Below are 24,024 nucleotides of genomic sequence, written 5' to 3'. Positions count from 1 at the left end.
ATAGGATCTGGGGGGCCAAGCTCTATGGATATCGGAACGATCTCACTGATCCTGCTCATAGGATTGTTCGTTCTGTTGGCGATCGGTATGCCGCTGGGCTTCGCTTCGGGGTTTCTGGCGGTTGCCGTCTTGATGATGAAGTTCGGGCCGGATCTGCTGTTCCGCTCCTTCGGCACGGGTCCGCTGAACATCCTCGCCCAGCGCATGTACGGGCTGATGACGGACTATGTCCTGATATCCGTTCCCCTGTTCATATTCATGGCCTGTCTCATGGAACGATCGGGGATCGCCCGGGCCATGTTCGACAGTCTCAACGTCTGGCTCAGCCGCACGCGCGGCGGCATCGCCATCGTTACCGCCATCATGGCCATCATCATGGCCGCCATGTCGGGGATCATCGGCGGCGAGGTCGTGCTCCTGGGACTCATCGCGCTGCCGAACATGCTGCGTCTCGGCTACAACCAAAACCTGGCCATCGGTACCATCTGCGCCTCCGGCAGCTTGGGCACCATGATCCCGCCGTCCATCGTGCTGATCATCTACGGGCTTGTGACCGAGACCTCGATCCACGCGCTCTTCAAGGCGGCCTTCATCCCTGGATTCATTCTCGGCGGCTGCTACATCGTCTATATCATCATCCGTACACGGCTCAATCCCGACCAGGCGCCGCTGCCGGAGGGCGGGGAGAGCGTGACCATGGCCGACAAGCTGCGTGCCCTGCCGGGACTCCTGGCGCCTCTCTTTGTGGTCTTTGTCGTCCTCGGCTCCATCTACGGCGGCTTTACCGGCATCACCGAGGCGGCCGGCATGGGCGTCGTCGCCGTCCTCATCATCATCTTGGTACGGCGAGAGATGTCCTGGGCTCTCTTCAAGGAAGCCCTGATGCGGACCTACAAGTCGACGGGGACCATCCTCTGGATCACCTTCGGCGCCACGGCCCTGGCCGGCGCCTATACCATCGCCGGCGGCCCGACCTATGTGGCCAACCTCATTATCGGCACCGAGCTGCCCACCTTCGGCATCCTCCTCTTGATGATGCTCATCTTCCTGCTGCTGGGCGCCGTCATGGACTGGGTCGGCATCGTGCTGCTGGTGATGCCGGTCTTCATGCCCATCGTGCTGAAGCTGCCGGTGGAGGAACTGGGCCTGACCGCCGCGCTGGCCGCGGCGCCGAGCTTCGTTGCTGTCTGGTTCGGGATTTTGTTCTGCGTGAACATGCAGGTCAGCTTCCTCAGCCCGCCGTTCGGCCCCGCGGCCTTCTACCTGAAATCCGTGGCGCCGCCGCACATCACTCTGCCGGACATCTTCCGCGGCTTCCTGCCCTTCATCGGCTTGCAGCTCTTTGTGCTGGCGCTGGTTCTGCTGTTTCCGGAAATTACCATGGTATTCCGTAGCTAGCCCTTCCGCGGCTCTACAAAGCCGGTTCCGAATGGGGTACCGTCCCGGCCGTATTCCGGGGCCGGCCGGAGTCCTCAGTCAATTTAGGGAGCCCGCGAATGGAAGTGACGAGGTTGGACATTCCGGAGGTATGCCTCATCAGGCCGGCCAGGCACGGCGACCACCGCGGTTTCTTCTCGGAGACCTACAACAAGCAGGCCTTTGCCGCGGCCGGCATCACCGAGGATTTCGTTCAGGACAACCATTCGCTGTCCGCCGCCGCGGGCACGGTGCGTGGGCTTCACTTTCAGGTGCCGCCGCGGGCCCAGGCGAAGCTTCTGCGGGTCGTCCAGGGCGCCGTCTTCGACGTCGCCGTCGACCTGCGCCACGGATCGCCGAGCTATGGCCGGCATGTGACGGCGATGATCTCGGCGGCGGAATGGAACCAGATCTTCATACCGGCCGGCTTCGCCCATGGTTTCTGCACCATGGAGCCGGATACGGAGGTGCTCTACAAGGTCTCCGACCTCTATGCGCCGGAGGCCGAGCAGGGGCTCTTGTGGAACGATCCCGACCTGGGGATCGACTGGCCGATCGGAGAGGCGGGCGCCACCCTGTCGAAGCGGGACGGCGAGTTCCCGCCGCTAAGGGATTTATCAAGGGTTTTCGAATACGAAAGGAAGGCTTAGAAAGCCATCTTTGAAGCCTGCCGGCAGCCATGACGCTGTCGTTGCTGGCCTGGGGGACCGCTGAATGAAGATTCTGGTAACCGGCGGCGCCGGCTTTATCGGGTCAGCCGTCATCCGCCACCTCCTGTCGACCAAGACGGCCGAAGTGGTGAACGTCGACAAGCTGACCTACGCGGCGACGCCCGAGGCGCTGGAGCACTGGGCGGAGGATGCCGGCTATGCCTTCGAGAAGGTCGACATCTGCGATGCGGGCGCCTTGCGCGGTGTCTTCGCGCGGCATCGCCCCACGGCCGTCATGCACCTGGCCGCGGAGTCCCACGTCGATCGCTCCATCGACAATGCCGACGACTTCATCCAAACCAACGTGGTGGGTACCCAGCGCCTCCTCGAAACGGCGACCGCCTATTGGCAGGAGTTGGAAGGCCGCGAAGAGGCAGATTTTCGCTTCCACCACATCTCGACCGACGAGGTCTTTGGGGCGCTGGGGGCAGAGGGTCACTTCACCGAGGACTCGCCCTATCAGCCCAATTCGCCCTATTCCGCCAGCAAGGCGGCCTCGGACCACCTGGTGCGTGCCTGGAACCGCACTTACGGCCTGCCGGCCGTCACCAGCAACTGCTCCAACAACTACGGGCTCTATCAGTTTCCGGAGAAGCTGATCCCGCTGATGATCATCAATGCGTTGAACGGCAAGCCGCTACCCGTCTACGGCAAAGGCGAGAACGTGCGCGACTGGCTGCATGTCGAAGACCACGCCAGGGCCCTGACCACCGTGTTGACCAAAGGGCGGATCGGCGAGACCTACAACGTCGGCGGCGACAGCGAGATGCGCAACATCGATGTGGTGCACATGATCTGCGATCTGGTCGACGAACTACGCCCCCGCAGCGAAGGAGGTTCGCGCCGCGATCTCATCTCCTTCGTCACCGATCGCCCCGGCCACGACCTGCGCTATGCGGTGGACTGCTCGAAGATTAAGGAGGAGCTTGGCTGGCATCCGCAGGAGACCTTCGAACAGGGCCTGCGCAAGACGGTTGCCTGGTATCTCGACAACGAGGCCTGGTGGCAGGGCATTCAGCAGCGCCGCTATCAGGGGCAGCGCCTGGGTTTGTCCACCTCGAAGAAAGCCGGTTAGATGCTCGCAGGAGATTTGCTTCTGTTAGGCAGCGAGGGTCAATTGGGCCGCGAGGTCGCTAAGCTGGCAGCAAGCCGCGGTATCCCGCTCAACTCCATTCCCCATCGCGTGCTCGACATCACCGATGCGGCAGGACTGCGGCGCATTTTGGACAAGGGCTACTACGCTACGGTGATAAATGCCGCCGCCTACACGGCAGTGGACAAGGCCGAAAGCGAAGAAGATCTGGCAATGTCGGTAAATCGCGACGGTGCGGCCAGCGTCGCCGAATCCTGTCGCCTTCGGGAAGTTGCCTTGATCCATATCTCTACCGACTACGTCTTTGACGGTAGCAAGGGCGCGCCCTATGTGGAGTCCGATGCGACGACGCCGCTCGGGGTTTACGGGCGCAGCAAGGCGGGCGGCGAGGCGGCGGTGCGGGAGCGCTGCCCCCGGCATGTGATCCTCCGCACCTCCTGGGTCTTCGGGGCCCAGGGCGGCAACTTCGTGAAGACCATGCTGCGGCTGGGCCGCGAACGCCAGGAGTTGTCGGTGGTGGCGGACCAACGCGGCTGCCCAACCCCGGCCAGAAGCCTAGCGTCTGCCATCCTTGCCGTTGCCGCGCAGATGAGGGAGGCACCCTGGGGCACCTATCACTGCTGTGGGGAAGAGGCGACGACCTGGTTCGATTTCGCTGAGACGATCTTTGCCGAGCGCCAGGCGCTGACCGGGGAGGTCCCTCCCTCCGTGAAGCCGATCGCGACCAAGGACTATCCCACGCCGGCCAAGCGGCCCGCGGACTCACGCCTGGACTGCAGCGCCTTTAGGGCGCGTTTCGGTCAGGCGGCCATCGATTGGCGTGCGGGTCTCCGCGATGTTCTGCGGGAGCTTCACGGCGCCGACGCCGTCCAGCCCGCCGGCGGACAATAGGGGAATAGGCGATGAAAGGTCTCATCCTGGCAGGCGGCGCGGGGACGCGGCTGCATCCGGTCACCCTGTCGGTCAGCAAGCAGCTCCTGCCGGTCTACGACAAGCCGATGATCTACTATCCGCTGTCTGTTCTTATGATGGCCGGCATTCGCGATATCCTGATCATCACCACGCCCCACGATGCTCCGCTGTTTCACACCCTGCTGGGCGACGGCCGGCAATGGGGGCTCGACATCCGCTTTGCCGTGCAGCCGAAGCCCGAGGGCCTGGCCCAGGCCTTTCTCATCGGGCGCGATTTCATTGCCGGCGACAAGTGCTGCCTGATCCTCGGCGACAACATCTTCTATGGGCAGGGACTGCAGGACGTGCTGATGCGCGCTGCCGCTTTGCGTGAAGGGGCGACCGTCTTCGGCTATCAGGTCTCCGATCCTGAGCGCTACGGCGTCGTCGAGTTCGATGCCAAGGGCCAAGCCATCAGCCTGGAAGAAAAGCCGGCCCGACCAAAGTCCCGCTTCGCGGTGACCGGGCTCTATTTCTATGACGAGACGGTGGTGGATCTGGCGTCCGATCTGAAGCCCTCGGCGCGGGGAGAGCTGGAGATTACCGACCTCAACCGGCTCTATCTCGACGCCGGCAAACTGAAGGTGGAGCGCTTCGGGCGCGGCTATGCCTGGCTCGACACCGGGACCCACGACAGCCTGATCGATGCCGCCCAGTTCGTGCAGACCATCGAACACCGCCAGGGCCTGAAGATCGCCTGCGTCGAGGAGATCGCCTTCCGCAAGGGCTTCATCGGGGCCGACGACCTGCGCGCCCTCGCCGAACCGCTGCGCAAGAACGACTACGGCGCGTACCTGCTGAGAATTGCCGAGGAGCGGGCTTAGACCCGGCCCAAATCCAGCCCTATCCGTCAAAGGGTTCTCCTGCCTCGACCTCCCTGATCGTCATTGCCGGACTTGTTCCGGCAATCCATGTAGGTTCGGGTCTCGCTCTTTCCATGGGCCCTCGGGACAAGCCCGAGGGTGACGACGTGGGGAGGAATGGCATTGGTAGGCCATTGAATTCAAGCCATTCAACTCGAGCAAGGCTACCAACAAGAGCCACTACCCTCTCTCGCAATTGAAATCGTACCTGGGAAGAGGCAGGCTTGCCCTTCGGGAGCGAAGCGATGCCGCGTGTTACCTTCACGGCCAACCTGCAGCGTCATCTCGATTGCCCTTCGCTGGATGTGGAGGGCGGACGGGTGGTGGAGGTGCTTGCCGCGGTCTTCGCGCAGCGCCCCATGCTGCGCTCCTATATCGTCGACGACCAGGGGCGCCTGCGGCGCCATGTGAACGTCTTCGTCAACAACGTCATGATCTCGGACCGCGATGGGCTCGGCGATCCCGTCGGACCGGAAGACGAGGTCTTCGTTTTTCAGGCGCTGTCTGGCGGATAGCCTCGGAGGGAAGCCATGGCTGAAGATCTCTTGATCGCGACCCGCAAGGGGCTTTTTGCGCTCGATAGCGGGAACGCCGGCGCGGCTCCGCGCTGCCTCGGGTTTCTCGGCGATCCGGTTTCCTCCGTGCTTTACGACCCGCGCGACGGCACCCTCTACGCGGCCCTGAACCTGGGCCATTTCGGGCACAAGCTGCATCGCTCCGATGACTTCGGGACGAGCTGGCAGGAACTTGCGCCGCCCGCCTTCACGGCGGCAGGCAATGGAGAGAGCGGAGGCGACAAGGCCCCAAGCGTCAATTTCGTGTGGACCCTGGTGGCCGGCGGCAGCGACCAGCCGGGTCGGCTGTGGGCCGGCACGCTTCCCGGCGCGCTGTTTCGTTCTGACGACCGCGGCGAGAGCTGGCACCTGATCGAGAGTTTGTGGAACCAGCCGTCGCGCAAGGACTGGTTCGGCGGCGGCTACGACGACCCCGGCATTCATTCCATCATCGTCGATCCGCAGGACAGCCGGAAACTCACGGTCGGGATCTCCTGCGGGGGCGTGTGGCTCAGCGAAGATGGCGGGGAAAGTTGGCAGCTCGGCGGCAAGGGCCTGGCGGCCGACTACATGCCGCCGGACCGTATCGACGATCCCAGCATCCAGGACCCGCACCGCTTGGCCGTTTGCGCGGCGGACCCGTCGCGGGTCTGGTGTCAGCACCACTGCGGGATCTTCCGTTCGGACGACGGCGGGCGCAGTTTCGTTGTCATCGACAAGGCTGCGCCCTCGGGCTTCGGCTTTGCCGTTGTCGTTCATCCGGCGGAGGCCGAGACCGCCTGGTTCGTGCCCGCCGTCAAGGACGAATGCCGGGTGCCGGTGGACGGCCGCTTCGTGGTCACCCGCACCCGCGACGGCGGCGCCAGCTTCGAAGCGCTCTCGCAGGGTTTGCCGCAAGGCACCGCCTACGATCTCGTCTACCGCCATGCCCTCGATGTCGACGGACGCGGCGAACGGCTGGCCATGGGCTCCACCACCGGCGCGCTCTGGCTGGGGCAGAACGGCGGCGAGACATGGTCGCTGCTCTCCGCCCACTTTCCGCCGATCAATCAGGTGGCCTTTCGGGAGACTTGATCCGACGGCTTGATCGAGGGGCCGAATCGCGCTTCGCTGCGGGGAGCCGCCCACCAAGGGAGGACCAGGCCCGTGAGCGAAGACGCCAAGCCGCTTTACTACGGCGATTACCTGCGGCTCGACCGGCTGCTGTCGGCCCAGCAGCCCGAAAGCGAAGAGCGCGGGCGGCCGGCGCACGACGAGATGCTGTTCATCATCGTCCACCAGGCCTACGAGCTCTGGTTCAAGCAGATCCTGCACGAGATGGCGCTGATCGATCGCCTCTTTGCCAGCGACGCGGTGGCCGACCGCGACATCGGCACGGCGGTGGCCGCCCTGAACCGCATTCAGCGCATCCTGAAGCTGGTGATCGAACAGCTCGACGTGCTGGAGACCATGACGCCCCTGGACTTCCTGGAGTTCCGCGACCTGCTGTTTCCGTCCTCGGGGTTTCAGTCGCTGCAGTTCCGGCTCATCGAGATCGGCCTCGGCCTGCGGCGCGGGGAGCGGGTAAGCCCGGACGACAAGCCCTATGACAGCCGCCTGAACGAGGCCGACCGCCTGCGGGTCCAGGCCGCCGAAGGCGTGCCGAGCCTGAGCGACCGGGTGGAAGCCTGGCTGGGGCGCACCCCCTTCGTCGAACTGGGCGGTTACCGCTTTCAGGAGAGCTATCGCGCCGCCGTCAGCCGGATGCTGGCGCAGGACAGTGCGATCCTGCGGGCCAACACGGCGATCGGGGCGAAGGAAAGGGACGCCGGCCTCGCGGCGCTGGAAGCGGCGCAGGAGCGCTTCGAAGCGATCTACGACGAAGCGCGCCATGCAGAGCTGGCGGCCCAGGGGGTCTGGCGCTTTTCCTGGCGGGCCTTGCAGGCGGCGCTGTTCATCACGCTCTACCGCGACGAGCCGGTGTTGCAGCTCCCCTTCCGGCTGTTGAGCCTGCTGATGGATATCGACGAGACGATGACCGCCTGGCGCTACCGCCACGCCCTCATGGCCCAGCGCATGATCGGCATGAAGCTGGGCACCGGCGGGTCTTCGGGCCACGACTACCTGAGCGAGGCGGCGCGCCGCTATCGTGTCTTCGGCGACCTCTTCGCGCTCTCGACATTCCTCATTCCGCGCTCGGCGCTGCCGCCCCTGCCGGACGAACTGCTGCGGGCCATGGGCTACGGCTATGCGGCTCCCGAGAGGTGAGCGGCTGTTGATGCCCGAATGCCGGATGATTGGGCGATGAGCCACAAGGCGCATTTCAGCCGCTCTCTGCGCGCCGATCCTGAGCGCCTGCATTTCGCCGCCCACAGCCACCATCTCTGGCCGGACGTCACCCATGACGCACAGATGGCCTGCTGGGACGACGCGGCGCGCCTTGCCGATCGCAAGTGGGAACATGTCTTCGGAGAGATCGTTCCCCAGACCCAGGATCTGATCGCCAAGGTTCTGGGGCTCTCCAATCCCGCCTCCTTGGCCTTTGCCCCCAACACCCATGAATTCCTGCGCCGGATTCTCTCCTGCCTTCCGGCGGGTCGGCCGCCGCGGATCCTCACCAGCGACGGGGAATTCCACAGCTTCACGCGGCAGGCCGCACGGCTCGAAGAGGAGGGGCTGATCGCCGTGCAGCGCATTCCGGTGCAGCCCTTCGGTGACTTCGCCGCACGCTTTGCGGCAGCCGCGGCCCAACAGACCCACGACCTGATCTACGTCAGCCAGGTGTTCTTCAATTCCGGCTTCGCCATCGCCGACCTGGAGGGCCTGATTGCCGGCCTGCCGGACGACGGCAGCTTCGTGGTCATCGATGGCTATCATGGCTTTCTGGCACGGCCGACCGACTTCTCGGCAATCGAACAGCGCGGCTTCTATCTCTCCGGCGGCTACAAGTACGCCATGGCGGGGGAGGGGACATGCTTCCTCCACGCGCCCCCGGGCTATGGGCCGCGCCCGCGTGACACCGGATGGTATGCGGCCTTCGGGGCGCTGGAGGCGCAACAGCCCGATGCCGTCGCCTATGCCCCCGATGCCCGGCGGTTCCTGGGCGCCACCTTCGACCCCGTCGGCATCTATCGCCTGCTTGCCGTGCTCCGGCTGTTGGACGATCTAGGGCTGGACGCGACCGCGATCCACGCTCACGCCCGGAAACTGCAGGACCTGTTTCTCGACGGGCTCGAGCGGCGGGCGCCGCCCGTCCTGCCGCGGGAGAGCCTGTTGCTCGACCCGCGGACGGAAGCCTGCGGCCAGTTCCTGACCTTTGAGCTGGGGGTGGAGCGCGCAGCGGCTCTTCAGGCGGGTCTGCTGGCGGCGAACGTCATCACCGACCACCGCGGCTCTCGCCTGCGCTTCGGCTTCGGCCTCTACCAGGACGAAGGGGATGTCGAGGCGCTGCTGAATCGTCTCCAGCAGCTTTCCTGAGGCGGCTACTCGGAGTGTTCTTCGGGTTTCGAGCCGTCCAGCGGCAGGATACAGGTGATCCGCTTTGAACGCTCCTCGGCCAGGGCGCGGTTGGCGAAAGTCTGCTTGTAGACGGTGATGCCGACCAGGCCCTCGGCCTTGCCCGCCGCCGAGAACAGGGGCAGCAGCAAGCGCTCGCCGTAGCCCGGTTGCCGCCACTCGTGATAGAGCCTGCCGACCACCATGGTAATCGCCGGCGCCTCGACGCAGGCCAGGAAGTAGTGCCGCACCTTCTCGAGAGCATCGGGGGCTATGATGTCTTCCAGACAATGCCCGACCAGGGAACGGTCGTAGCGTGCCCGTATGTTCTCGCCCTCCAGGCGGTAGCGGAGCTGCCGGGTCTCGGGCAGGTAGTCCATCAGCCAGATATCCGGCAGCAGAGCCGGGAAGGTCTCGGGCTTGAGGTCTTCGCGTTGTGGCGGCTGGTCGCCCATGCCGCAGGACGCCCAGACCTCGAGCATCTTCAGCGCTTCCGCGCTGGCGAGATAGCTCCGTGCGCTCGCGGCGGTCTCCTGCCACTTCGCAATTGACGATGCGGGCAGCGGCATTCCTATGAGCTGACCCAACTCCCAAACTCCGGGCAGAATCGAAAGACTCTTTTTCTATACCACAGTTTGGCAGGGACCAGCGCCGCATCGGCATTGAAAGAACTCATCTTTTTGGCCTGGGCGTGGGGGACTGCTCGGACGCGGGAGCGATCTGGAAGCAAGCGAGGGAGCGTCGGTTCAAAGAGACGCTCCCTCTGCTTGTGTGTTGGCTCCGCGGACTGGACTCGAACCAGTGACCCGGTGGTTAACAGCCACCTGCTCTACCAACTGAGCTACCGCGGATCAGGAAAAGATCGCCAAGGGGGCCAGCCCCGATCAGCGAAGCGCGGTTATATCAAACCGCCGGCATGGCTGCAAAGATTTTGCAGCTTTTTTTGCGGCCGGTCAGGCGCCGGAGACCACGGCCAGAACGCACTTGGCGACGGAGAGATACGAGGAGTTCGGCATATGGAACCAGCGCAGGAACTCTGCTGTCGTCATATCGCCGGAAAGCCAGCGCTCCAGGAACATCTGGCTGACCGGATGAAGCCGCTCCGGCAGGCAGATAAGAATGTCTTCTCGGATCGTTCAGTCTCCCGGCGTGTGGTCGAACGCGACTGGCCCAATACCGATTCCCGAAAGAAGCATCATCAAAGAGTGTAGGGATATCCCTCAGCAAAAGGTAAAGAAATTCAGTTGTTCGTGTTTTGTTCTTGCCAAAGGCCAGAGGTCGACATAGGCTCTGTTCCCTGAAGCGCGGTCGGCCGGAACACGGCGGTTCGGTCGGGCAGGCAGTAAGGGCAGACAAGACGAGGAAGAGTTGCGAGATGACGGACCGCAGCGCAGGCGAGTGGGAGATCGGCGGACTGATGCCGCCGTTTTGGGAGCGACTGGCTAGCGGCCTCGCGGCCGTTGGGACCTTTGCCTTCTTCTTCGCTGCCGTCGGCTACGGCTGGTACAGCCTGCTCCAGGCCATGGCGCGCTAAAGCCAGCAGCGCTGACACGCTGATTACCGCATCTGCAGTTCGGGTGAGGGAATCGAAAAGTCTGCGTGGAGGCCCGGGCCGGAATCGAACCGGCGTGCAAGGATTTGCAATCCTCTGGATAGCCACTCTCCCACCGGGCCGTGGCAGGCGGGCAGAAGCTATACTGCCCGCCCCATGCCGGGTCAAGGCGCCAGCGGTCATGGCGTTGCGCGACCCGTTTGCCGGCTTTGCGGTTCGCTTCTGCCGGTAGCTGTGACTTTCTGTTGCGTTGTTTTCTTCAATCTGCGCACCTATAAAACTGATCGCGAAGGCTGATCTTCAGGCCTTTGTCGGGGGGAAATAACAAAAGCGCAGAAGGTGACATGGTTGATTTCGCGGCAGCGCGCCAACACATGGTCGACAGCCAGATTCGCACCAACAAGGTGACGGATCCGCGCATCATCGAGGCTTTCGAAGCCGTGCCCCGTGAGCAGTTTGTCGGCGATGTCCTGCGCGGCATCGCTTATGTCGACGAGGACCTGGAGGTGGCGCCCCGGCGCTTTCTCATGGAGCCCATGGTCCTCGCCCGCATGGTGCAGGCTGTGCAGCCGGAACCGGGCGACATGATCCTCGACCTCGGCTGTGCCACCGGCTATTCGACAGCGGTGCTTGCCGGCCTTGCGGAAACCGTGGTCGGGCTCGATCACGATCACGCGCTGGTGGAGCAGGCCAATGCAACGCTCAACGCGTTGGACCTCGACAATGCCGTGGTCGTTGAGGGGGCGCTGCAGGGGGGCTATGCCAAGCAGGCGCCCTATAACGTGATTCTGCTGCAGGGGGCCGTCAACGAGGTGCCGGCGGCGATCAAGAGTCAGATGGCCGAGGGCGGGCGGCTGGCGGCCGTCGTTCTGGATGAAACCGGAATTGGCCGCGCCACCTTGATCGAGCGTTCGGGCGAGATCTTTTCCACGCGCAAGCTGTTCGATGCGGCGGTCCCGCTGCTGCCGGGCTTCGAGCGAGAGGCGGGCTTCGTCTTCTAGGCGCTGGCTGCATTCGGCAATTGCCGGAGGATCGCGCCGGGTTCGAAGGTTTGTCAGTGTCTTTCGGCCGCGTCACCCGTAGAAGTTATGTGTTCGCGATGCAATCTTAGAGGGGTCACCCGATTCGGGGCCCGACAAGGACAGCAGGGAGACAGTCTCGCATGAGATCAGGAACCGTTGGCCGGCGTTTCGATCACCTGGAAGGCGCCCGCAGGGTGAAACAAAGGTCTGCGCGGGGGCTGACCGCCGCCGGAGCCCTCCTTGCGGTATTCGCTTTCGGCACCGGATCGCCCGGAGCGCAGACCTTGGAAGAGGCGCTGATCCAGGCCTACGAGTCGAACCCAACGCTGAATGCCGCACGGGCCGAGTTGCGGTCGGTGAACGAACGTGTGCCCCAGGCACTGTCCGACTGGCGCCCCTTGGTCGAGGCCGAAGGCCGTGTCGGTTCGGCTGTCGATAACGTCGACCGGCCGACGGACCGGGGCAGCGAGAGCCGCAGCCCGGTGGCGACCGACCTGAACGTAACACAGCCGCTCTATCGCGGCGGTCGCACCGTGGCGGGCACCGAGCGGGCCGAGAACGAGGTTTTCGCGCAACGCGCCTTCCTGGCCGATACAGAACAGTCCGTGCTTTTCGACGGCGTAACGGTCTATGCCGATGTCTGGCGCGACCAGTCGGTGCTGCGCTTGAATCAGAACAACGAACAGGTCTTGGCGCGCCAGTTGGAGGCCACCCAGGACCGCTTCGAAGTGGGCGAGGTGACGCGGACCGACGTTGCGCAGTCGGAAAGCCGTCTTTCCACCGCCAGCGCCGACACGATCCAGGCCCAGGGCAATCTCACCTCCAGCAGGGCGGCCTTTGAAAATGTCATAGGCGTCTTTCCGCAGCTTCTCGACCGGCCGCCGGGGCCGCGCGCGCTGCCCGCCGATCAGGAATCCGTCATCGGAGAGGCGGAGGCGGCCAACCCCTCGGTCCTGGCAGCCCAGTTCACCGAACTGGCCGCCCTGCGCACCGTGCGCGAGGTGAAAGGCGAGCTGTACCCCGAGGTCGAGCTTCGCGGCGGGCTGAGCTACCAGAACGAACGCTCGTCGCGCGGCAGCGAAAGCCGTTCCGCCGAGGTCCTGGCGGTGGTCTCGGTGCCGCTCTATCAGCAGGGCTCGGTCTCCAGCCGGGTGCGGGAAGCCAAGCAGGTTGCCAGCCAACGCCGCCTCGAAGTGCGCGAGGCCTTGCGCCAGGCCCGCGAGGACGCGATCTCCGCCTGGGAAAGCCTGGAAACGGCGCGGGCGCAGATCCAGGCCTTTCAGGAGTCGGTGCGGGCGAATGAGATCGCCCTGGAAGGCGTGCGCCAGGAGAATGCCGTCGGCGCACGGACCGTTCTCGACGTGTTGGATGCAGAGCAGGAACTGTTGGACGCCCAGGTCAGCCTGGTCGGCGCGCAACGCGATGAGATCGTCGCCAGCTATCAGGTGCTGACGGCCATCGGCCGGATGACGGCGGGGGACCTCGCCCTTCCGACGGACATCTATGACCCGGAAGTGGATTATCGTGCCGTCAGAGACACTTGGTTCGGCTTGACGGCGCCGGGGCTTACCGAGTAATCCGCTTTTTGGTTAACAGAAAATTTCCGCTTTACCACTATCCAGTGTTACAAGTCCGTTCAACTGAGATGACGATCTTGGTCTTAAAGGCCGCTATGGTATGAGCACGCCGGACGAGCAAAACGAACCGACAATGGAGGAGATCCTCGCCTCCATCCGGCGAATCATCTCGGAAGACGAGCCTGCGGAAGAGGAAAAGGAGGCCGAAGGCGAGGAAGCGCCGGCGGCCGAGGCCGAGGCAAAGCCTGAACCGGAGCCTGAGGCCAAGCCGGAACCAGAGCCCGAACCAGAGCCCGAACCGGAGCCCGCGCCGGAACCGGAGCCGGCGCCTGAGCCCGAAGCGGCGCCCGCAGCGGCACCCAGCGGGGCCGACAACATTCTCGATCTCACAAAGATGGTCGCCGACGACGGAAGCATCGTCGACCTGGATGAAGAGCCTGCGGAGGCGGCGCCGGAAGCCGAGCCAGAACCGGAGGCCGAGCCAGAACCGGAGGCCGAGCCAGACCCGGAACCTGAGCCCGAACCTGAGCCCGAACCTGAGCCGGAACCGGAACCCGAGGCAGAAGCGGAGCCAGAGCCGGAACCAGAACCTGAGCCAGAACCGGAACCCGAGCCAGAACCGGAACCCGAGCCGGAACCTGAGCCCGAGCCCGAGCCGGAACCCGAGGCAGAAGCGGAGCCTGAGCCCGAACCAGAAGCCGAACCGGAACTGGACGCCGAGATCGTCGCAGAGGGCGAAACCGAGGATCCGCCGGTTTCCGAACCCGGCACCGACCTGGCCCCGGCAGGGGCAGGGCTGGAAAGCCAGATCGTTTCAGCGGCCACGGCGGCGGCGGCCACTGCCTCGTTGGCCGCGGTGTCCAAGGCTGCCTTGGCCAATCAGCAGCCCGACGGCATCGCCATCGGTGGTGGCCGGACCCTGGAAGAACTGGTCCGCGAATCCTTGGCGCCGGAGTTGAAAGGCTGGCTGGACGCAAATCTCCCCGATCTGGTAGAACGGATCGTTCGCGAGGAGATCAAAAAGATGGTACGACGCGCCGAAGATCAGTAGGCCGGGCCGCCGCCCAGGCGGTCCGTCCGGTGGACCTGCTGTATGGCGCGATCGAACACCATCTGATATCCCATTCCCGATTTTGTCACCGCGGCGCGCGCGTTTGTGCGCGTCCGGCAGCCGTTCAAGAGGACCGCCAGCGATGCTGGACAAGACATACCGGCCCCAGGAGGTCGAGGACCGCCAATACGCGCGCTGGGAGGAGGCCAAGGCCTTCGCCGCGCAGTTTGACGAGGCCAAGCAGCCCTACACCATTATGATCCCCCCGCCCAATGTGACGGGTAGCCTGCATATCGGCCACGCGCTCAACAACACGCTGCAGGACATTCTCATCCGCTACCAGCGCATGCAGGGGCGCGACGTGCTCTGGCAACCAGGCACGGACCATGCCGGCATCGCCACCCAGATGGTGGTGGAGCGTGAGCTGGCCAAGGACGGTATCGAGCTGGATCGCGGCATGCCCTTGGCCGAGGGCAACACCCGCCAGATCGGGCGCGCGGAATTCGTCGAGCGGGTCTGGGCCTGGCGCGAGGAGTCGGGCGGAATCATCCTGAAGCAACTGCGCCGCCTCGGCGCTTCCTGCGACTGGTCGCGCGAGCGTTTCACCATGGACGAGGGCCTGTCGGAAGCGGTGTTGAAGGTCTTCGTGACCCTCTACAACGAGGGCCTGATCTACCGCGACAAGCGCCTGGTGAACTGGGACCCACGCTTCCACACCGCGATCTCCGACCTCGAGGTCGAACAGCGGGAGATCGACGGCCATCTCTGGCACTTCAAGTATCCCATCGAGGGTGAGGAGGGCCGCTTCATTGTCGTGGCCACCACGCGGCCGGAGACCATGCTCGGCGACACCGCGGTGGCGGTGCACCCCGATGACGAGCGCTACACAGATCTCGTCGGCAAGCATGCCATCCTGCCGCTGGTGGGCCGGCGGATTGCGATCGTCGCCGACGCCTATGCCGATCCGGAGCAGGGCTCCGGCGCGGTGAAGATCACCCCGGCCCACGACTTCAACGACTTCGAAGTGGGCAAGCGCCACGGCCTGGAGATGATCAACGTCTTCGACCGTGACGCCAACATGAACGACAACGTGCCCGAGGCCTATCGCGGGCTGGACCGCTTCGAAGCCCGCAAGAGGGTCGTCGCCGACATGGAGGCGGCGGGCCTGCTGGAGAAGATCGACGCGCACCGCCACACGGTGCCCCACGGCGACCGCTCCGGGGTTCCGATTGAGCCTTACCTGACGGACCAGTGGTATGTGGATGCCGCCACCATGGCCAAGCCCGCCATCGAGGCGGTGGAGAGCGGCCGCACGGTCTTCGTGCCCAAGCAGTGGGAAAAGACCTACTACGAGTGGATGCGCAACATTCAGCCCTGGTGCATCTCCCGCCAGCTCTGGTGGGGCCATCAGATCCCGGCCTGGTACGGGCCCGACGGCGAGGTCTTCGTCGCCCATGACGAAGGCGAGGCCGCCAAGCTGGCCGCCGCCCATTACGGCAAGGCAGTGGACCTGACCCGCGATCCCGACGTACTGGACACCTGGTTCTCCTCGGCCCTCTGGCCCTTCTCGACGCTGGGCTGGCCGGAAGAGACCGAGGCGCTGAAGCGCTACTATCCCGGCGACGTGCTGGTCACCAGCTTCGACATCATCTTCTTCTGGGTCGCCCGCATGATGATGAGCGGGCTGCACTTCATGGATGGCCAGGTGCCCTTCCACACCGTCTACATCCACGCCCTGGTGCGGGACGAGAAGGGCCAGAAGATGTCCAAGTCCAAGGGCAATGTGGTGGACCCGCTGGACCTGATCGACAGGTTCGGCGCCGACGCCGTCCGTTTCACCCTGACCGCCCTGGCGGCCCAGGGCCGGGACATCAAGCTGGCGGAAAGCCGGATCGAGGGCTACCGCAACTTCTGCACCAAAATCTGGAATGCCGCGCGCTTCTGCGAGATGAACGCCTGCACCTACGGCGCCGACTTCGATCCGGCGACCAACCGGGAACGGGTGAATCGCTGGATCGTCAGCCAGCTTGTCCAGGTGGAGCCGAAGGTGCGCGGCGCCATTGAAGCCTATCGCTTCAACGAGGCCGCCCAGGCGCTCTACCAGTTCATCTGGCACACCTACTGCGACTGGTACTTGGAGTTCGCCAAGCCGCTGTTCCAGGGTGACGACGAAGCGGCCAAGGCGGAAACCCGCGCCACGGCACTCTGGGTCCTGCATCAGGCGCTGTTCCTGCTGCACCCCATCATGCCCTTCATCACCGAAGAACTCTGGTCACAGACCGGCGAGGGCGATGAGCGACTCATGACCACGGCAGCCTGGCCGGCAATGCCCGAATCTCTACTGGACGCGGAGGCCGATGCGACCCTGAACTGGATCGTGCGCATGATCGGTCAGATCCGCGCGGTACGTTCGGAGATGAACGTTCCGCCCGGCGCGCGGATCGCGCTGATCGTCAACGAAGCCTCCGAGGAGTCCAAACAGCGGGTCAAGGGCCACGCCGCGCTGGTCCAAACTCTGGCAAGGGTCGAGGAGATCGCCTTCGACCAGCCGGTCCCCGACGGATCGGTGCAGGATGTGCTGGAGGAGTCGACTCTGGTCCTGCCCCTGGCCGACGTGATCGACATCGCTCAGGAACAGGCGCGGCTGAAAAAGGAGATGGACAAGGTCAAGAGCGAGATCGGCAAGCTCGACAAGAAGCTCTCCAACGACCAGTTCGTCGCCAAGGCCCCTGCCGAAGTGGTCGAGGAGCAGCGCGAGCGCCTGGCCGACAGCCAGCAGGCCATGGACAAACTGCAGCACGCCCTGGAGCGGCTCGGCAGTGCCTGAAGCTGCCGCCAGGCTTTCCGGTTCGAGAGAAACACTATTCGAAATCAGAGATTTGCGAGCGTTTCTCGAAGGAAAATGGAAGGTTGTCCGGCAGATCGACGATGGCCGGTTGGATCAGCTTGGCCGCTTTGATGGCTCTGCCGCCTTCGCGGTAGACGGGGACCACCTGATCTACGAAGAGGATGGAGAGTTACGCCTTGGCGCGCACAAGGGCCCGGCTTTCCAGACCTATCGCTACACCTTTCCGTCAAGGCAGCGGGCAGAGGTTTGCTTTTCAGACGGACGACCGTTCCACGATCTCGATCTTAGCAGCGGCCGCTGGGCCTGCCGGCATCTCTGCAGCGACGACTGCTACGAGGGGGCGTTCACGGCGCTTGACCGGGATTCATTGCGGGTCGTCTGGTCCGTGCGCGGGCCGCGCAAAGACCTGAGACTTGACAGCCACTACTCTCGGGCGCTGTAACGAGTGACGTGAATATCACCGCAAGCTTGGTTTAGGGACAAAGGGGAACGGACCATCATGACGGCATTGCAAGCGAGACAAGAAACCCTGGCGGTGGCGCTCTGGCCGCGGCAGGGCACATTGGGCGAGATGAACAGTGCGCTGCGCGCTGTCCTCCTGGCAGTCCTGGGCTCGCTGCTGCTCTGGGCCTGCGCCAAGATCCAGGTGCCCTTTTATCCGGTGCCTGTGACCATGACGACCTTCGCCGTGCTGGCCATCGGCATGGCTTATGGCTGGCGGCTTGGTGCTGCCACCGTTCTGCTCTATCTCGCCGAGGGCGCGGCCGGTTTGCCGGTCTTCGCCGGCACTCCGGAGAAGGGACTCGGCCTTGCCTACATGGTGGGCCCGACGGGTGGTTATCTCGTCGGTTATGTCCTGGCGGCGGCGGCCTGCGGTGGCCTGGCCGAACGCGGCTGGGACCGCAATGTGGTGACCGCCGTGCTGGCTATGCTGATCGGCAATGTCCTGATCTACCTTCCGGGCCTGTTCTGGCTGGGCATCCTTTTCGGTTGGGACAAGCCGATCCTCGAGTGGGGCCTCATTCCTTTCATCCCCGGCGATCTGCTGAAGCTGGCGCTGGTCGCCGTCAGCCTGCCGCTGGCCTGGAAGCTCTTGCAGCGGTTCCGCTAGGACCCTCTGTCATCTCCATTTTCGAAGGGGTCGGCTCTGCCGGCCCCTTCACGCATGGCGGCATGCAGAATTCGCGGTGGTGGGGGCCGGGGGCGGCGGCTATCCTGCCGCCAAACGCGTAAGAACGGAACAAGATCAGCGAGGGAGCCCTCCGTCATGCCACTCGACGCCAAGCCCAAAACGGTCTTCGACAAGTCGAAACTGCCCAGCCGCTATGTCTCGGTGGGGCCGGAGAGCGCGCCCCATCGGTCCTACTACTATGCGATGGGCATGACCGAGGAGGAGATTGCCCAGCCCTTCGTTGGCGTCGCTACCTGCTGGAACGAAGCGGCCCCCTGCAACATCTCCCTGTCGCGCCAGGCCCAGGCGGTCAAGCAAGGCGTGAAGGCCGCCTCCGGCACGCCGCGGGAGTTCTGTACCATCACCGTCACCGACGGCATCGCCATGGGCCATCAGGGCATGAAGTCCTCCCTGGTCAGCCGCGACCTGATCGCCGATTCCGTCGAGCTCACCATGCGCGGCCATTGCTACGATGCCCTGGTCGGCCTCGCCGGCTGCGACAAGTCCCTGCCGGGCATGATGATGGCCATGGTGCGTTTGAACGTGCCTTCGGTCTTCATGTACGGCGGCTCTATCCTGCCGGGACGCCATAAGGGCAAGGACATCACCGTGCAGGACGTCTTTGAGGCGGTCGGCGCCCACTCCGCCGGCAAGATGTCCGACGAGGAGTTGCACCACATCGAGTGCGTGGCCTGTCCCTCCGCGGGCTCCTGCGCGGGGCAGTTCACCGCCAACACCATGGCCTGCGTGTCGGAGGCCATGGGGCTTGCCCTGCCGGGTTCGGCCGGTGCTCCGGCGCCCTACGAGTCGCGCGATGCCTATGCGGAGGCCTCGGGCCAGGCGGTGATGAATGCCTTGGCGCAGGGGATCCGGCCCCGCGATATCGTCACCCGCAAGTCGCTGGAGAACGCCGCGCGGATCGTCGCCTGCTCCGGCGGGTCGACCAATGCCGGGCTGCACCTGCCGGCCATCGCCCATGAGGCCGGCATCGACTTCGACCTTGAAGCGGTGACCGATATCTTCCGCTCCACCCCCTACATCGCCGACCTGAAGCCGGGCGGCCGTTACGTGGCCAAGGACCTTTACGAGATCGGCGGCGTCCAGGTGGTCATGAAGGCGCTGCTGGACGGCGGCTACCTGCACGGCGACTGCCTGACCGTGAGCGGCCAGAGCATCGAGGAGGTGCTGGCGGACGTGGTCTTCCCGGAAGGACAGGACGTGGTGCGGCCGGTGTCATCGCCCCTGTCACCAACCGGCGGCGTGGTCGGGCTGCGCGGCAACCTGGCGCCCGAAGGCGCCATCGTGAAGGTGGCCGGCATGACGTCTCAGAAGTTCCGAGGCCCCGCCCGGGTCTTCGACTGCGAGGAGGATTGCTTCAAGGCGGTGGAAGAGCGCAGCTACGAGGAGGGCGAGGTCCTGGTGATCCGCTACGAGGGTCCCAAGGGCGGCCCGGGCATGCGCGAGATGCTCTCCACGACCGCGGCGCTCTACGGTCAGGGCATGGGCGACAAGGTGGCGCTGATCACCGACGGCCGCTTCTCCGGGGCGACGCGCGGCTTCTGCATCGGCCATGTCGGGCCGGAGGCGGCAGTGGGCGGGCCCATCGGCCTCCTGGAAAACGGCGACATCATCGTCATCGATGCGGAGACCGGCCAACTCGACGTCGAGCTCTCGGACGAGGCGTTGGCGGCGCGCAAGGCCAAGTGGCAGCCGCGCCGGCACGACTATCAGTCCGGCGCCATCTGGCGCTACGCCGAGACCGTCGGCCCGGCCTACCTGGGCGCGGTGACCCACCCCGGCGCCAAGGCCGAGACCCACGTCTTCGCGGATATCTAGGGCGGACAGTTAGGCAAGGCCATGGCACGCATCGCGGTCGGCGGGTTTCAGCACGAGACCAACACCTTCGCGACCTTCAACGCGACCTATGACGACTTCGCCCAGGCCTGCGCCTGGCCGGGGCTGACCCGGGGCGAGGGGCTGTTCGATGCGGTCGCCGGGATCAACATCGGCATCGCCGGCTTCGTCGAGGCGGCGCAGGCGGCGGGGCACGAGCTGCTGCCGCTCTCCTGGAGCCAGGCGACCCCCTCCGCCCAGGTCACCGAAGACGCCTACGAGCGGATCGTCGGGCAGATGGTTGCCGACCTGGCGGCCCTGCGGGACCTGGACGGGCTCTACCTCGACCTGCACGGGGCCATGGTGGCCGAGCATGTCGACGACGGCGAAGGCGAGATGCTGGAGCGCATCCGCGCCGTGGTCGGTCCCGATCTGCCCATTGTCGTCAGCCTTGATCTCCACGCCAACGTGACCAAGCGCATGGTGGCGTTCGCCGACTGTCTGGAGATCTACCGCACCTATCCTCATGTCGACATGGCGGCGACCGGGGTGCGTTCGGCGGCACTGCTGGAGGCGCTCATCGCCGGCGAGGCTGGGCGCTGCAAGGCCTTTCGGCAGTTGCCCTTCATGATCCCGCTGACCAGCGGCTGCACCCTGGCGGAACCGGCCAAGACGGTCTACGAGCAGGTCGAGCGCCTGACGAACGCGCCCGAGGTGACCGCCGTCTCCTTCGCCTGCGGCTTCTGCCCGGCGGACTTCCCCGAGGCCGGCGCCTCGCTGGTGGCCTATGGCCGCACCCAGGACGCGGCCGATGCGGCGGCCGAGGCGCTTTACCGGGCCGCGGTGGACCGCGAGGCGGCCTTTGCGCTGGACGCCCTGGCGCCGCGCGAAGCGGTCCGCAAGGCCATGGAGATCGCCCGCTCCGCCACACGCCCTGTGGTCCTGGCCGATGCCCAGGACAATCCCGGCGGCGGCGGCAATTCCGACACCACGGGCCTGTTGCGGGCCCTCCTGGCCGAAGGGGCCCGGGGCGCCGTGATCGCGAACCTCTACGATCCAGAAGCCGCGGAAGCGGCCCACGCGGCGGGGGAGGGGGCGGAGATCGCCCTTTCGCTCGGCGGCCATTCCGGCATCCCGGACGACACGCCCCTCGAAGCCACCTTCAAGGTTCTGCGGATCGGCGATGGCCGCTTCATGGGCACCGGGGCTTTCTACAAGGGCTCCCCGATGCAGCTTGGCCGCACGGCGCTGCTGGAACTCGACGGGGTCCGGATCGCCGTGGCGTCCAGCAAGGTCCAGCTCGCCGACCAGGCAATGCTCCGGCACCTGGACGTCGAACCGGCAGAGCAGCCGATCCTGGCCCTCAAGTCTTCGGTGCACTTCCGTGCCGACTTCCAGCCCATCGCCGAGAAGGTTCTGGTGGTGGCTGCGCCGGGCTCGGTGGTTCTGGACAATCTCGACCTGCCGTTCCGCCGGTTGCGGCCCGGGCTGCGCCTCATGCCGCTGGGTCCCGCCTTTCGCCCGGAGCCTGTCCAGGCTGCCAACTAGGGTCAGTCTGCTGCCTAATTGCCTGATTCAGCAGGTATTTGCGGCATTTGCCTCGAATGCTCCCTTTCGCCAGTTGTTAACGTCCGGGACCGCATAGTTGGACCCGGAACGCGAGAGCGGGTCGGTGGAATGCGCGCGGCCCGCGACATCGGCGACGGACAGGTAAAGCGATGACGGAACTGCGGCTGGTCGAACAGCAGGTTGCCCTGCAGCAACCCGGAACGATTCAAACGCCCGACGGGGCCGTGGACTGCGAGATCCTGACGCTGGCAAGAAGCGGCGCCCTGGTGCGGCCTCTCGGCGATCTCGGCGAAGCGGAGGAGCTGTTTCTGGCGGTGCGCGGCTTCGGGCAGTTGGCCTGCAAGCCCGTGGACTCCGACGGCGACTGCCTCGAGTTGGCCTTCTGTGGCGACCCCGAGAGTCAGGATGCGGTCTTTCAGGACATCCTCGAGCGCTTCGGCGACGAGGAGGGGCGACGACGGTTCCTCCGGCGCTCGGTCCTCTGGCCGGGGCAGCTTTCTGTGGGCGGCCGTATGCTGGACTGCACGGTGCTCAACATGTCCCTCGGCGGGGCCAAGGTTGCCCTCAGTGAGGAAATCGACCTGAGCGGCGCCGTCACGCTGAGCGGCGACCGCTTCGAGGGCCTTCAGGCCAAGGTCGTCTGGCAGCGCGGGCGGGTTCTCGGGCTTCAGTTCAGCCAGGAGCCGGCCCAGATCGCAAACGTCCTGGGCAACCTGCTGCCGGCCATCAAAGCCTCCGCCTGAAACCTGCTTAGCCCCAGGGGCCGCGGCGGCCCGGGCGGTCGCTCTGCCAGCCGACGCCGCGGCGCAGGGTGACGCCGCGCGGCGGATCGCCCATGCCGAAAAGCGGCACGGTCTTGCGGCGGAACACCGGGATCAACAGCAGGCCGGCGACGAAGCCGCCGATATGGGCCCACCAGCCCACGTTGCTGTCGCCCTGGCCGCCGGCCAGCGCGAAGAACTGAAAGCCGAACCAGAAGAGCAGCAGCAGCCAGGCCGGCAGGTAGAGCGGAATGATGACCACCGGCACCAGCACCTTGGACTTGGGGTGCAGCAGCAGATAGGCACCCAGAATCCCGGAGATGGCGCCGCTGGCCCCGATCAGCGGCGTGGCCGAGCCGGGATCGACGGCCATCTGGGCGAGCGCAGCCAGCGCCCCGCATAGCAGATAGAAGACCAGGAAGCGAAAATGGCCCATGGCGTCTTCGACGTTGTCGCCGAAGACCCAGAGATAGACCATGTTGCCGAAGAGGTGCATGAAGTTGCCGTGCAGGAACTGGTAGGTCACCAGCGTGGTCGCCGGGGCGACGAGCACCAGGTCCCTCGCCAGTTCCCGCTCGCCGGTCAGCGTCGCCGAGATCATGCCGAGGCCGTAGACCAGCCGCAGGAAGTCCTGTTCGCCGCCGGTTATCTGCAGCAGGTAGAACAGCACGGTTCCCGCAAGCAGGCACCATGTCGTCCAGGGCCGGGCGATGTGGTAGCGCGGCGCGTCGTCGTGCAGCGGGATGAAAGGCAAGGGCTGAGCGCCTCTTGGCGGGGCCGCTTAGGCGGCCTCGCGCAGCCGGCAGACGATCGGCGTGTGGTCCGAGGCCTTCTTCTCGCCCCGGGGGCCGCGGTCGATCTCACAGCTTTCCAGGCGGTCGGCGGCCTGGGGCGAGAGCAGGAAGTGGTCGATCCGCAGACCGTGGTCGTTCTGCCAGCCGCCGCCCTGGTAGTCCCAGAAGGTGTACTGGTGCGGCTCGTCGTGCAGCGCCCGAAAGGCCTCGGTGTAGCCCTCGTTCACCAGCGCCCGGAAGCGCTGGCGGCTTTCCGGCTGGGTGAGGGCATCGCCGGCGAAGGCCTTGGGGTCGTAAACGTCCTCGTCCTGGGGGATGACGTTGTAATCGCCGCCCAGGACCACCGGCTGCTCGCTGTCCAGAAGGCCCCGGGCGTGGGCCCGCAAGCGGTCCATCCAGGCGATCTTGTAGGGGAACTTCTCGGTCTTGATGGGGTTGCCGTTGGGCAGGTAGATGCAGGCGACGCGCAAGCCGAAGGTGGTGGCCTCGAGATAGCGGGCCTGCTCGTCATCGGGATCGCCAGGCAGGCCTTCCAGCACGTCTTCCAGCGGCGCCTTCGACAGGATGGCGACACCGTTGTAGCTCTTCTGGCCCAGAACCGCGCAGTTGTAGCCCAGCGCCTCGATCTCAAGGCGCGGGAAGTTCTCCTCGACGGTCTTCAACTCCTGCAGGAGCGCGACGTCGGGGCTGGCGGTCTCGAGCCACGACAGGATGTTCGGCAGGCGCGCCTTGATGGAGTTGACGTTCCAGCTCGCGATGCTGGTCATCTGCGCAGCTCCCGCAGG

At 65.3% G+C, this 24,024-nt stretch carries 23 protein-coding genes and 2 tRNA genes; 19 read left to right on the top strand and 6 right to left on the bottom strand.

The genetic code is table 11. The features are described from left to right. Positions 1–24 precede the first annotated feature (24 nt). The 9 genes from Q0996_RS12165 to Q0996_RS12125 all read left to right on the top strand — a co-directional run bounded on the left by Q0996_RS12165 (position 25) and on the right by Q0996_RS12125 (position 9,043). Positions 25–1,398, top strand: a complete 1,374-nt coding sequence (locus tag Q0996_RS12165; RefSeq protein ID WP_299619690.1) for a TRAP transporter large permease subunit — start codon at positions 25–27, stop codon at positions 1,396–1,398. A 98-nt stretch (positions 1,399–1,496) separates the two neighbouring features. Then, positions 1,497–2,066, top strand: a complete 570-nt coding sequence (gene rfbC / locus Q0996_RS12160) for a dTDP-4-dehydrorhamnose 3,5-epimerase (RefSeq protein ID WP_299619688.1) — start codon at positions 1,497–1,499, stop codon at positions 2,064–2,066. Positions 2,067–2,130: 64 nt separating this feature from the next. Continuing rightward, positions 2,131–3,201, top strand: a complete 1,071-nt coding sequence (gene rfbB, locus Q0996_RS12155) for a dTDP-glucose 4,6-dehydratase (protein ID WP_299619685.1) — start codon at positions 2,131–2,133, stop codon at positions 3,199–3,201. Then, positions 3,202–4,110: a dTDP-4-dehydrorhamnose reductase gene (gene rfbD, locus Q0996_RS12150; RefSeq protein ID WP_299619682.1), complete on the top strand. Its 909-nt coding sequence runs from the start codon at positions 3,202–3,204 to the stop codon at positions 4,108–4,110. 11 nt (positions 4,111–4,121) lie between these two features. Further along, complete coding sequence (rfbA, locus tag Q0996_RS12145; protein WP_299619679.1) at positions 4,122–4,994, top strand: glucose-1-phosphate thymidylyltransferase RfbA; 873 nt, start codon at positions 4,122–4,124, stop codon at positions 4,992–4,994. Positions 4,995–5,278: 284 nt separating this feature from the next. Beyond that, complete coding sequence (locus tag Q0996_RS12140; protein ID WP_299619676.1) at positions 5,279–5,548, top strand: MoaD/ThiS family protein; 270 nt, start codon at positions 5,279–5,281, stop codon at positions 5,546–5,548. 15 nt (positions 5,549–5,563) lie between these two features. Continuing rightward, the gene (locus tag Q0996_RS12135) at positions 5,564–6,661 is read left to right on the top strand and encodes a hypothetical protein (protein WP_299619673.1); all 1,098 of its coding nucleotides are present in this window, start codon (positions 5,564–5,566) and stop codon (positions 6,659–6,661) included. Between the two features lie 72 nt (positions 6,662–6,733). Beyond that, the gene (locus Q0996_RS12130; RefSeq protein ID WP_299619670.1) at positions 6,734–7,834 is read left to right on the top strand and encodes a tryptophan 2,3-dioxygenase family protein; all 1,101 of its coding nucleotides are present in this window, start codon (positions 6,734–6,736) and stop codon (positions 7,832–7,834) included. A gap of 36 nt (positions 7,835–7,870) precedes the next feature. Then, positions 7,871–9,043, top strand: a complete 1,173-nt coding sequence (locus tag Q0996_RS12125; RefSeq protein ID WP_299619667.1) for an aminotransferase class V-fold PLP-dependent enzyme — start codon at positions 7,871–7,873, stop codon at positions 9,041–9,043. A 5-nt stretch (positions 9,044–9,048) separates the two neighbouring features. Here Q0996_RS12125 and Q0996_RS12120 read toward each other — a convergent pair whose 3' ends face one another. The 3 genes from Q0996_RS12120 to Q0996_RS12110 form a co-directional block, all read right to left on the bottom strand. Continuing rightward, a complete protein-coding gene (locus tag Q0996_RS12120) occupies positions 9,049–9,630 on the bottom strand; it encodes a PAS domain-containing protein (RefSeq protein WP_299619664.1) in 582 nt (193 codons plus the stop codon). A 206-nt stretch (positions 9,631–9,836) separates the two neighbouring features. After that, a tRNA-Asn gene (locus tag Q0996_RS12115) sits at positions 9,837–9,912 on the bottom strand. Between the two features lie 102 nt (positions 9,913–10,014). Then, positions 10,015–10,140: a hypothetical protein gene (locus Q0996_RS12110; protein WP_299619661.1), complete on the bottom strand. Its 126-nt coding sequence runs from the start codon at positions 10,138–10,140 to the stop codon at positions 10,015–10,017. Between the two features lie 296 nt (positions 10,141–10,436). On the opposite strand from Q0996_RS12110, the gene Q0996_RS12105 reads away from it, so the two are divergent. Beyond that, positions 10,437–10,595: a hypothetical protein gene (locus Q0996_RS12105; RefSeq protein WP_299619658.1), complete on the top strand. Its 159-nt coding sequence runs from the start codon at positions 10,437–10,439 to the stop codon at positions 10,593–10,595. A gap of 66 nt (positions 10,596–10,661) precedes the next feature. Here the strand turns inward: Q0996_RS12105 and Q0996_RS12100 are convergent. Beyond that, a tRNA-Cys gene (locus Q0996_RS12100) sits at positions 10,662–10,735 on the bottom strand. A 222-nt stretch (positions 10,736–10,957) separates the two neighbouring features. On the opposite strand from Q0996_RS12100, the gene Q0996_RS12095 reads away from it, so the two are divergent. The 9 genes from Q0996_RS12095 to Q0996_RS12055 all read left to right on the top strand — a co-directional run bounded on the left by Q0996_RS12095 (position 10,958) and on the right by Q0996_RS12055 (position 22,427). After that, the gene (locus Q0996_RS12095; RefSeq protein ID WP_299619656.1) at positions 10,958–11,614 is read left to right on the top strand and encodes a protein-L-isoaspartate O-methyltransferase; all 657 of its coding nucleotides are present in this window, start codon (positions 10,958–10,960) and stop codon (positions 11,612–11,614) included. A 161-nt stretch (positions 11,615–11,775) separates the two neighbouring features. Then, positions 11,776–13,212, top strand: a complete 1,437-nt coding sequence (locus Q0996_RS12090) for a TolC family outer membrane protein (protein WP_299619653.1) — start codon at positions 11,776–11,778, stop codon at positions 13,210–13,212. Positions 13,213–13,606: 394 nt separating this feature from the next. Continuing rightward, positions 13,607–14,263 (top strand): DUF2497 domain-containing protein, encoded by a 657-nt coding sequence (locus Q0996_RS12085; protein WP_299619650.1) that lies wholly within the window; start codon positions 13,607–13,609, stop codon positions 14,261–14,263. A 142-nt stretch (positions 14,264–14,405) separates the two neighbouring features. Next, positions 14,406–17,090, top strand: a complete 2,685-nt coding sequence (locus Q0996_RS12080) for a valine--tRNA ligase (protein WP_299619646.1) — start codon at positions 14,406–14,408, stop codon at positions 17,088–17,090. Then, positions 17,083–17,553 (top strand): DUF6314 family protein, encoded by a 471-nt coding sequence (locus tag Q0996_RS12075; RefSeq protein ID WP_299619643.1) that lies wholly within the window; start codon positions 17,083–17,085, stop codon positions 17,551–17,553. Before Q0996_RS12080 ends, Q0996_RS12075 begins: the two co-directional genes overlap by 8 nt. A gap of 57 nt (positions 17,554–17,610) precedes the next feature. Then, positions 17,611–18,222: a biotin transporter BioY gene (locus Q0996_RS12070; RefSeq protein WP_299619640.1), complete on the top strand. Its 612-nt coding sequence runs from the start codon at positions 17,611–17,613 to the stop codon at positions 18,220–18,222. A 156-nt stretch (positions 18,223–18,378) separates the two neighbouring features. Then, positions 18,379–20,118 (top strand): dihydroxy-acid dehydratase, encoded by a 1,740-nt coding sequence (ilvD, locus tag Q0996_RS12065; protein WP_299619637.1) that lies wholly within the window; start codon positions 18,379–18,381, stop codon positions 20,116–20,118. A gap of 21 nt (positions 20,119–20,139) precedes the next feature. Beyond that, complete coding sequence (locus tag Q0996_RS12060; RefSeq protein WP_299619634.1) at positions 20,140–21,663, top strand: M81 family metallopeptidase; 1,524 nt, start codon at positions 20,140–20,142, stop codon at positions 21,661–21,663. 170 nt (positions 21,664–21,833) lie between these two features. Continuing rightward, positions 21,834–22,427, top strand: coding sequence for a PilZ domain-containing protein (locus Q0996_RS12055; RefSeq protein ID WP_299619631.1), 594 nt, complete (start codon positions 21,834–21,836; stop codon positions 22,425–22,427). A 7-nt stretch (positions 22,428–22,434) separates the two neighbouring features. Here Q0996_RS12055 and Q0996_RS12050 read toward each other — a convergent pair whose 3' ends face one another. Together Q0996_RS12050 and Q0996_RS12045 are read right to left on the bottom strand one after the other, a co-directional pair. Continuing rightward, positions 22,435–23,199, bottom strand: a complete 765-nt coding sequence (locus tag Q0996_RS12050) for a rhomboid family intramembrane serine protease (RefSeq protein WP_299619628.1) — start codon at positions 23,197–23,199, stop codon at positions 22,435–22,437. Between the two features lie 27 nt (positions 23,200–23,226). Then, positions 23,227–24,006: an exodeoxyribonuclease III gene (locus Q0996_RS12045; RefSeq protein ID WP_299619625.1), complete on the bottom strand. Its 780-nt coding sequence runs from the start codon at positions 24,004–24,006 to the stop codon at positions 23,227–23,229. Between the last annotated feature and the right edge of the window lie 18 nt (positions 24,007–24,024).

Source organism: Pelagibius sp. (genome assembly GCF_028289705.1).
Classification (GTDB): domain Bacteria; phylum Pseudomonadota; class Alphaproteobacteria; order Kiloniellales; family Kiloniellaceae; genus Pelagibius.
This window is presented reverse-complemented; position numbering and strand designations above follow the sequence as displayed.